General features: G+C 54.8%; 7 protein-coding genes. 6 read left to right on the top strand and 1 reads right to left on the bottom strand.

Annotated elements, in window-relative coordinates:
* The 3 genes from ABF979_RS14600 to ABF979_RS14590 form a co-directional block, all read left to right on the top strand.
* Nucleotides 1-1510: tyrosine-type recombinase/integrase (locus tag ABF979_RS14600; RefSeq protein WP_415560528.1), on the top strand; the 1510-nt coding region annotated here is incomplete at its 5' end.
* Between the two features lie 177 nt (nucleotides 1511-1687).
* Nucleotides 1688-2077, top strand: a complete 390-nt coding sequence (locus ABF979_RS14595) for a MobC family plasmid mobilization relaxosome protein (protein ID WP_077811930.1) — start codon at nucleotides 1688-1690, stop codon at nucleotides 2075-2077.
* An 18-nt stretch (nucleotides 2078-2095) separates the two neighbouring features.
* Nucleotides 2096-3826, top strand: a complete 1731-nt coding sequence (locus tag ABF979_RS14590) for a relaxase/mobilization nuclease domain-containing protein (RefSeq protein ID WP_236748242.1) — start codon at nucleotides 2096-2098, stop codon at nucleotides 3824-3826.
* Nucleotides 3827-3870: 44 nt separating this feature from the next.
* Here the strand turns inward: ABF979_RS14590 and ABF979_RS14585 are convergent, their stop codons facing one another.
* Entirely contained in the window at nucleotides 3871-4896 is a 1026-nt protein-coding gene (locus ABF979_RS14585) for an AAA family ATPase (RefSeq protein ID WP_077811929.1), read from the bottom strand.
* 533 nt (nucleotides 4897-5429) lie between these two features.
* Here ABF979_RS14585 and ABF979_RS14580 point away from each other — a divergent pair.
* From ABF979_RS14580 to ABF979_RS14570, 3 genes are all read left to right on the top strand, one after another.
* Nucleotides 5430-5720, top strand: a complete 291-nt coding sequence (locus ABF979_RS14580) for an XRE family transcriptional regulator (RefSeq protein ID WP_187668845.1) — start codon at nucleotides 5430-5432, stop codon at nucleotides 5718-5720.
* 86 nt (nucleotides 5721-5806) lie between these two features.
* Entirely contained in the window at nucleotides 5807-8908 is a 3102-nt protein-coding gene (locus ABF979_RS14575) for a class I SAM-dependent DNA methyltransferase (RefSeq protein WP_077811927.1), read from the top strand.
* On the top strand, nucleotides 8829-9533 hold the full coding sequence (locus ABF979_RS14570) for a hypothetical protein (RefSeq protein ID WP_415560529.1): 705 nt from the start codon (nucleotides 8829-8831) through the stop codon (nucleotides 9531-9533). Before ABF979_RS14575 ends, ABF979_RS14570 begins: the two co-directional genes overlap by 80 nt.
* Nucleotides 9534-9920 lie beyond the last annotated feature (387 nt).

The raw sequence follows: 9920 nt of genomic DNA, 5'->3' as shown, positions 1-9920 counted from the left end.
GACTCAGAGTAAGCTGGTGGCCCGTGAACGGGCAGCAGCCCTTTACGCCCGAACAGGCTTACTTTTTGAGAAGGCAAAGACGATGGAGACCGACCTGTCCCGTGAGGAAATGATTACTCTCCTTACCGAACAGGGCAAAATCATCGCGGAACAGGAAGAACTCCTTACCCTTGCCGATGATGCCTTCCGGGCCGAGAAACGCGCCCTGCAAGCCGATCACGCCATGACTTTAATGAATCAGGTACAGAAGGAAGGTGCTTTCATCTCTTTCGCCACAGACTCTCTCAAGGCACTGGAAGCCCGGCTTCAGAGCATGATGCAGAAAGTCTTCACAGACAGCGCTGTGAGCAAAAAAGAAAAGGACATGCTGCGTGAGCAGATCAAAAACCTCTCCACCCTGATTGTTGATCTTGGCAAACATCGCCCTGCTGCTCCGGCAGATGCTCCTATCGGAAGCCCGGTTGAGGATGAACAGCCCAAAGCGCGCAAGCCGACCTCTCCGCCTCTTTCCGTAATGGCAGAAAAATTTGTCTTTGCTGACAAGGACAAGAGCGAGGACACCAAGAAAGCCACACGCAAAACCGTAGCCCTCTTCATCGAAGCTTTTGGTGACATGCCGGTGAAGCAGATCACGGGCACGGTTGCTGGGGAATTTTTCGACCTGCTCTCTGATCTTCCTGCCACTCATGGCAAAGGAAGAACCGGCCTTCCCATTCGTGAAGCCGTCGCGCAGGCCCGCGAGCGAGGGCAGGAAATAGTCAGCGGGAAGACGGTGAAAAACCATTTCTCCCGTCTGTCCGCCTTGTGGATGCATCTTGTGCAACGAGAGATGGCTGACCGGAATCCATGGGCCGGTTGGGATTTTAACATCACCAAGAAAATCGTACGGCGAGGCTGGACAGATGATGAACTGACACTGCTTGCCCATACACCATGGAATGGCACATCGGTTTCCCACACCACATGGACCGGGATCATCAACGTTGGCATGTTTACGGGAATGCGTCTGGGCGAAATCTGCAATCTGAGAAAACAGGATATAGAAATTATCGAAGAGGTTCCGTGCTTTCATGTTCGTCCTCACCCAGAAGATAACTGGTCACCCAAAACGTCAGCAGGCACACGGATCATTCCCATTCACTCGCATCTACTCGCCATGGAAGGGCTCGACCTGCTCAGAGATACCGGGGAGCACTCCCTGTTCCCTGACCTCACGGTTTCATCGACGGGTGAACGCGGGGATAATTTTGCGCGTTCTTTCTCAAAGCACAAAAAACGACTTGGCCTTCCAGACGCGGTAACATTCCATTCCTTCCGTCATACAGTCAGTACGAAACTCAGAAACCAAGAGGCGCATATTCGCGAACTGTGGATCGATACTGTTTTAGGGCATGAAGCGTCTCATAAATCACAGGGAACGATGAACTACACGAGCGGGATTGAAGTCGCCAATTTGAAGCAGGTCATTGAAGCCCTGACCTATCCGCCCGAGTGCATCATGCCTTTCTGAAAGCCTTATGGTGACAGTATCTTTTGCATAAAAAGAAAAGTTCGGAAATCAGGCATCTGAATAGGTTACCCTTACAGGGAGCCAGCAGTGTCAGACGGCTACCCAAAGGGTAGCGTCTGACAGCTGGTAAGGGGGAGAAATCTCCCCCGTTAACCCCCTCTTTCAGGAGAACCAGTTATGCCCGTTGCCCGCACTTCCCGTCTTTCTGTCAGAGCGTCACCCGATGAACTGGTGCGCTGGAACCATATGGCCAGCACTCATGGTCATACCACAACCGCCCACTGGATACGCTCCCTCCTGACCAGTGCAGAACTGGCCGGGCATGATGGGCCACGCGTTCCCGATGAACTGCGCGGGATACGTCATCAGCTTTCCCGTGTTGGAAACAACCTTAATCAGCTTGCCCATTCTGCCAACTGTACCGATGCCGTGCATTGCGGGGCGGTGCTGGACGAGGTTGAAAAGCTGATCCAGAACCTTGACCACCTTCTCCCCCGCTCACGGAGAAACCGTCCTGACAGGTCTGCCGCTCGCAGGTGCGACAGGCCAGCACTGACCCTGCACTGACTGTTTGTGGTCATCCCCATGATCGTCAAAGAAAGCCGGATCAGAACAACGAGTGGCGCGGGTGCTTTGTCCCGCCATGTGCTGTATGGTGCGAAGAATGAAGCCATCCGGGTTCTGGCGGGTTCGGACTGGCTCATGCGTGATGCTATGCGCGAAGCCAGACGTGAGGGGCTGACATACGGTCTGCGCCATATCGCCTTCAATCCTGACGAGGCCATGACGGATGATCAGCTTTCGGACTTTGCCCGTCGCCTGTGTGAAGAACTCCATGCCGACCCGGAACACCTTACCCTTGTCGTCCACCAGAAAGAAGGCAGCACACACGGGCACCTGATCCTGCCCGAATGGCAGGGAAACCATGTTCTGCAAAGCCGGTTCACATGGATGCGTCTGGAGAAAGTCGCACGGCTGGAGGAAATCCGGCTTGGTCATGCTCTCGTACCCGGAAGGCATGACAGGGCTATTGCCAAAGCCCTGCGCAGAGAAGGCCATCATCAGGCAGCGGAACAGGTCGCAGTCCTGATCCCTGCACCTGAGAGCGCCAAACCTCGCGCCGCCTACACATCACAGGCCCGACGGATTACGGAACGACAGGGGCTTGACCTCCCGGCGATGAAACAACTGGTCAGCGCCCTCTGGTCACAGTCGGACGGGTTAAAATCATTCCGGGCGGCGCTGGCGGAACATGGCCTGACTATGCGGGTAGGTGATCGAAAAGAAACACGCTCCGGCGCTCATATCATTGAAACCACCGATGGAACGCTGATTGGTAGCTTTACCCGGCTGACAAAAGTGCGCATGGCGGAATTCCGAAAGCTGCTGGCAAAAGAACACTCAGCAGAACACGAAAAGCCGCAACTAGATATCAGAAGTACCCGTGTTCCTGTGCGCGTGACATCGGAAAATGGCCAGACCGAGATATTATCAGCCCCTACCTCCCCACCTGCCAGAAAAAGAGAGCCGAAACGCATTTCCCTACCACGCAGGAATAAAGCGATTGACGCACTCAGGCGCAGGCAGATGGAGGAGGTGGACAGGCCAGCAGTCATGCCACACACCCCGCCGAAACCATTGTATCCGCTGATTCTCAGCGCTGAAGAAGCCCGTATCCGCCGTCGGATCAGGCGGGCTATTCTGGACCAGCAGGCCATTCTTGACCAGAAAGCCCCGGAAACGGGCTGGGCACCTCTGGACCGGGAAACAACCATTGCAAAATGGCGGGAAAGCCTCACACCCTATCAGATACAGTTGCGCACCAGTTTTGAGTGCTATGTCACCGCCCGAAAAGAATGGAAACAGACCACAGAAAGCCGCTGGCAACGTATGACCGGACACGCCGGAAAACTGGAAAAAATCTGCCAGCGGCTTTTGCTCGAATTTCTAGAAGTCCTGCGTTTTGTCGTACAGGCATTGCTGCATGTTGTCGGACTGCGCTCTACACCGCCAGAACCCGTCCGGCCTGTTCTGACGGAGAACGACAGACCAGCCCTTGAAGATTTCCACAAACGGCATGATGCCGAATTTACCGCCATGGCTGATCAGGAAAAACTTGAGGTCTGGCTCTCATACCGCTTTGACAGGCTTGTGCGAGCCAGACAGGAGCGCATCCAGCAATGGGACAAGGCCCACCGACCTGAAAAAGAACAGGCAAGGCAGGAAATCTCCCGCCTTCGTTCAAAACTTGTCATTCTAAAAGGAGTGACGAGAAATATGCCTGCTCCTTCGTCCCAACCGGTTATCGAACATTAACGCGCAGCCAGTTTTTCACAGCCTCACGTGCGAACAAGCCTGTCTCAGCACATGGTCAGAGAGGTCAGTCTTTCCCTGATGAAAAGATCAACCATCATCCGCAGATGGCGCAGGTCACCCCGAAAGTGCTCCTGCAACAAGACTTCCTCGACACCATCAAAAGTGATCCACCTGCGATCCAGCCCCATCTCTGTCAGAATTGCTTCCGCCATCTGACGAGACAATCCAATAGCATGTTTTCTGTCTGGCGACGGCACATGCACAATCTGACACCTGGAGCGAAGAGGAAGCGGTACCCTCTCCAGCACATTGGCAGTCATGACCCAACGCACACGGGACAGATCGACCTCGGCATTCAGACAGATATCACGAAAAGTTCTGGCTTCACCGGGCTCAAGAAACTGGAGCAGTACATTCTTGATGCTACCATTTCGTCCCCCTTCTGGTGATTTGTCGATCTCATCGAGAATGATGCAGGGATTGGCAATCTCATGTCTGGCCATATAATCCACAATGACCGAGGGCTTCGGGTTCGAATAGGTCGGATGCGTACCCGTGAACGCCATTACATCGGACAGAGCCGCGACATTCATGGTCATGCAGGGATAACCCAGCATTTTATGCCAGACACGCGCCAGCGTTGATTTGCCACATCCCGGAGGCCCGACCAGCATTACGGGACGGAACGCGCCAGAGACCCCTAGCGACATGCGTGTCAGATCAGCCATTACCAAAGCATCGATTGCCGCCAACGCGTGGGGAAAACGCGATTGAAGAGCTAATAGATCAGACTGCACTGTGGTTGGCTGGTGTATCCTGACCGGAAAAGCCAGCTTACGGGCTTGTTCATAGGGATCTGCTCCCCCATGACGATCCGCACTGACCGCAGGAAAGCTATATCCCTTCTCCAGCAGACGAACATACCCGCCATCCGGGACACCTTCGGCTGACCGCAGGCTTTCATTTTCGTAGCGTTTTTCCCTCGCTGCCCGCATAAGAGCCGTGCGACGACGAAGAACTTCGGTCAGTGTGGGGTTAGGTTTATCCCTTGTTGAGTGGTTATCAGGCATACTGGCACCTTTCAGATAAATTGCCCAAACGTTCCCGCAGGAGCGTCTTATCCGAAGGCTTGCGTGATCTTGTTCACGCGGACTGAGATAATAACGGCATCAAAAAACAAAAATAAACTCTCAATACCTCCTTTACATGACATATTTTTTGAGAAAAATCAATTCTAAAATCGTTTAATAACCGTCTCCTCCAAAGCAAAATTTTAATGAATAATCATCTTACGGCAATTATCAGAAAGCCACTTTTGAGAGGACTGACCCGCCTGTCTGCTTCGCGGTCATCGAACAGACAGGCAGCTAGGGGGGGGAGCGGATAGTCGGTTATCGGCAAGCGATAACTGAAAGCAGCCATTCTTTGCACTCATATTCATGCCTGCTATTACGCTGGTCAGGCTGATCGTACCGATGCCGGAAATGGGATTTGCCAATGCGTGACAGCAGGCAACGCCGCCACGGCCTCCCTTATCTGCAGAACAACTTGAAGACACACGATTTTATGTGCTATACTCATTAAATCGTGTGTGAGTGGCGCTGTGACATACGACGACTTCATCGCTGAACTGAATAAGGCAGGGCTGACCGTCCGGCGCTTTGCGGATCTTATAGGTATGCAGCCGAACTCGGTTTCGAACAACAAGAAGAAGGGAGAGATACCGATACATCTTGCTGTTATCGCCAGCCTTCTCGCCGAGATGACACGCTGCGATATCGATTACAGTCCTATTTTTGAGCGCTTGGCACCCGGCAAGAAAAAGCCACGTGGCGCAGCGAAGTCCGGCAAATTTGCCGGCGACCCGCAAGGGCTGTTGGAGTTGGACAAATGATCCGCCGTTCAGCCTGTACCGCCTCAATATTCTTAATATGTTCCGCGATACGGATGCCTGTCCCATGAACTGCGAGGAGATGAAGCATGGCAGATAGCTTTGCCTCGCATTGGCGAGAGGCTCTCGCTCTCGATCGTCGGACGGCGCCGGAATTTTACACTTCCCCCTCCGATGTGGAGCCGGGACCGCATGCGGATGCGATCCGTTTCGCCTTGTCCGATCTCGGACTGGCGGCTGTCTTCTGCATCGAGGGCGTTCCGACGATCGGGTTTCTGAACGAACCGGATGTCTCGCTTGCCCAGATCGACGAACTGCATCGGGTTCTCTGGAACCAAGGCCTGATGAGCCTGCTGCTCGTCCTCAAAGAGGATGAGTTGGTCGCCTATTCTCTCGTCCAGCGGCCGTTCCAGCGTCAGGAAGGACAGCAAAACGATCCTCGGCTGATCACGACACTCTCACGGCTGTCCGATGCGTTGAAGCTACGGGAATTGATCGATTCCACGGAGTCGGGGCGGTTCTGGTTCGAAAACGACTCATTCTTTGATCCCGACGATCGCGTCGACAGCGTGCTGCTCTCGAACCTGCTGGAAGCCTTTCGCGACATGCGCGGCGATCTCGGTGGTGAGGCCGCGCAAGCGTTGCTGATGCAAACGATGTTCATCGCCTATCTCGAAGATCGCAAGATCATTAAGGAGTCGGTGTTTCGGGATGCCTCCGACAAGACATGCTCCAGTCTTGCGGAGATACTGGAGTCGGATTCCCCGATCCATTTCGAAACGCTCTTCATATGGCTGAAGGACGCCTTTAACGGCAACCTGTTCAATGCGCCCTGCGCTTTCGAGACAGGCGACGCGACGCCGCCGAAGCTGGCGGTACAGCATCTTCGGACTCTTGCGCGCTTCCGGCACGGGCGGGAGGAAATGGCATCTGGCCAGCTGCGCCTGTGGGGCTACGACTTCCGCTACATGTCGATCGGTCTCATCAGCGCGGTCTATGATCGCTTCCTGAAAGAGGAAGCCGAGAAGAAGAGCGCCGACGGGGCATTCTATACACCGATGTTCCTAGCGGATGTCGTCGTCAACCAGCTTTGGGACGATCTGTCCGACGAGCAGCGAGCGAAGGGCGTGTTCTGCGATCCAGCATGTGGGTCAGGAATTTTTCTCGTTCGGCTGTTCCAGCGCCTCGTTGCCCATCATTGCCGGATCAAGAAAAAGCCTCATGCCGCTTGGAATGAGTTGAAGTCCATCGCGCGGCGGCTGCATGGTGGGGACATCAATTCCTCCGCCGTGCGTGTGGCTGCATTTTCACTTTATATCGCGCTACTGGAACAATCGAATCCGCCCGACCTGCCGGCTCTCCTCAAAGCCGGGAAACTCCTGCCATCGCTCTACGGCGATACGCTGCTCCCAGCGTCTGATTTCTTCGCGATTGCGGATTTACCGAAATTCGATGCGGTCGTTGGCAATCCGCCTTGGAAGGGGCGGAGTGGTCAAGTCACGACCGCTCAAACTTGGGCAAAGTCCAATGGATATCCCAATCCTGCCAAGGATATAGCCTGGGGCTTCATCTGGAAGGCTTTGAGGGTCGTCAAGTCGGACGGCCTCGTCGCGTTTCTTCTGCCCGCGATGGGCGTCCTGCACAACACCTCGCAAGAGGCTCAGGATGCGCGGCGGCGGCTTCTTCGTGATGCGCGCGTGCGCCGGATCGTCAATCTGTCGGACCTTTGCTTCCAGTTGTTCGACGGTGCGCAGCGACCGACCGCGTTCGTTCTCTACGCGCCAGCGGCTAGCGACCAGCGCCCCTATCGCTTCGAATATTGGGTGCCGAAAGCCGATCTCAATCTGCGCCTCAAGCGCATGATGACCTTGTCGCGTGCGGATCGTCTTCGTTTCCGATCGGATCTGATGGGCGAGGACACGACACTATTCAAGCGTCGGCTTTGGACACGCGGCCCGGAGGAAACACTGCTTCAATATTTGCGGACAATTCCTTCACTGAACACCTTCATCAAGGAATATAAGGAGGTCCGGAAGGCTAAAGCCACGGTCGATCGAAAGACTGACTGGATCATCGGGCAAGGCTTCAAGCCTGCTCAGGAAGATCGGCTGAACGATCCCGTGTACGACACCACCACGGCGGAAATCGTTACCCGCTTTCCATATTTGAACGCCCGTGCTTTTAGGCCGGTAGCTCTTCCGACGATCGGGAGCAGTTCTTGGTCTACAGCAACTGTACATCGCGCTGGGTTTGCCGAGGGATTCGTTGGCCCACACATTCTGATCCCACAAGGTGTCGAACGCTCAATAGGGCGCGTCCGTGCGGCGTATTCTGAGCAGAACCTGGTATTCCAGGATTCCATCCAGGCAATCGCTTTCCCCAAGGCGGAAAAGCGATCAGCGAAAGTCCTGACGGCCGTTCTCAACAGCAGTCTGGCGGCCTGGGTCTATTTCCACGATACGGCAAATCTCGGCGCCGACCGTGCCAAGGTTCATCAGGGCGAATTGCTCAAGCTACCATTCGATACGCCGGAAAATATGCCCGATCCCGCGAGAGCGGTGATCGCAGAGGAGAAAATTGTCCAACTCATTGATCGGGAAATTGCGAAGGCTGACGAATTGCTTTCGGTGCAGTCAGACCCCCTCAATGAAATCGATCAGTTGGTCTTCGATTACTACGGTCTGGACGCGCATGAGACCGCTTTGGTCGATGACACATTCCGTTATGTCATTCCGGCGATGCAACCACGGCGCAGCGCCGGGTTGCAAAAGATCTGGGCTAACAGCAAACACGAACACCGTGCCGATTATGCCTCCACGCTGTGCGACGCCCTCGCGCCCTGTTTCCGGCAACCTATCCAGGCATCGCTCGCCGCGAAGTCTGGTGACGTCGCGATCCTAAAACTGACGATCCACGCCACTAGCGATGGATACACGGAGGAAGCCTTCCCCGATGTGGGGCAATTCCTTCAGTTAATTCAGGCACATCTGCCGGTGCGGTTGCCTGGAAACGTGCAGGTGGTGCCGGACCTTCGCTTCGTGATCGGAAGCGACATGTATCTGGTCAAGCCAATGCAACTCCGGCATTGGATGAGATCGACAGCATTGGCGGATGCGGAGCAGATTGCGGCTGAGTTCACAGCCGCCATTGCTCGTCACGGCCGGACCGGTGGTGATTATGCTGGCCGGTAGTCTGGATGAGTGGCTCCCCCATTTTCGAGGTCTTGAAGAGCGCATGGCCGATGCGGTCGAAGCCGCCTGGCCCATCTGTATAGCGCCGCTTCAATCGAAAAAGAATGCGATGACGCACGAGGATCACATCACTGAGCACCTCGTGCAAGCACTGATCCGAACGAAGCGGGTGCCGGGGCGGATCATCTATCAGTATACGTTGCTCGCGGAAGATGCAGGTGGCAATGTGTCGGCGCCGAGCAATATCGACTTCGTCTTAACCGTTGGGGATGACGAGGACGTCTATCTGGCCTGCGAATGCAAGCGGCTGAATGTCCCGTACAAGACAGGCGTGCGCGGACTGGTCAGCGAATATGTCGATGAAGGCCTGATGCGGTTCGTGACCGGCCAGTATTCCAGTGGCCTGCCGTTAGCGATGATGCTGGGTTACGTGATGAATGCGAAAACGGATATAGCGCGGCGTGGCGTTGGAAGGATTATGGCGCTGCGTTCGACTGCGATAGGCCTCCAGTCCGAACGCGATGCTGCTGTCGCCAGCGGTCGGCCGCTCCGCTTTCATACAACACACGCTTGCATGTCAGGGCATATTATCGAAGTGGCCCATATTTTGCTGGCATGGCGGTAGATTGATATCATCGGATACGATGAAGATGAAACCAGTGACGGAACTGTCACGTTCGATAGGTCCGCACCCTTCACGAGCAATCGCCGTTCTCGGCGATTGTTTGTGCCTGACTGAATCCTTCGCAAACGCGAATTAAAACCTACTAATCCCGTTCCCTGCTCCATTGGCTTTGCCAAAGCTCTGAACATTGAGTGACGGAAGCCGCCCAAAGCGGGAATTAGAGGGCTATGGAGTAGGTGTAGTTCTCATCGATATCCCGCATGAACCGCCTGATGAAATTCGAACCTCGACCGAGTAGGACGTGTACGCAAGTGCGTAATCCGCAGTTACCAGCAGAGCGTTGAATGTTTCAATGTCGGCTTTCGGGAAATTCTCCCAACCGCCTAT

Origin of the sequence: Gluconobacter sp., from assembly GCF_047723935.1 — a bacterium.
In the GTDB taxonomy this organism is placed as follows: domain Bacteria; phylum Pseudomonadota; class Alphaproteobacteria; order Acetobacterales; family Acetobacteraceae; genus Gluconobacter.
The sequence above is the reverse complement of the archived record's forward strand: the minus strand, read 5'-3'. Positions and strand labels throughout refer to the sequence as shown.

What these genes read in the sequence shown, in the direction of transcription:
- ABF979_RS14590 (WP_236748242.1), top strand. Translation starts at nt 2,096, where the DNA reads ATGATCGTCAAAGAAAGCCGGATCAGAACAACGAGTGGCGCGGGTGCT.
- ABF979_RS14595 (WP_077811930.1), top strand. Translation starts at nt 1,688, where the DNA reads ATGCCCGTTGCCCGCACTTCCCGTCTTTCTGTCAGAGCGTCACCCGAT.
- ABF979_RS14585 (WP_077811929.1), bottom strand. Translation starts at nt 4,896, where the DNA reads ATGCCTGATAACCACTCAACAAGGGATAAACCTAACCCCACACTGACC.
- ABF979_RS14570 (WP_415560529.1), top strand. Translation starts at nt 8,829, where the DNA reads ATGCGGAGCAGATTGCGGCTGAGTTCACAGCCGCCATTGCTCGTCACG.
- ABF979_RS14575 (WP_077811927.1), top strand. Translation starts at nt 5,807, where the DNA reads ATGGCAGATAGCTTTGCCTCGCATTGGCGAGAGGCTCTCGCTCTCGAT.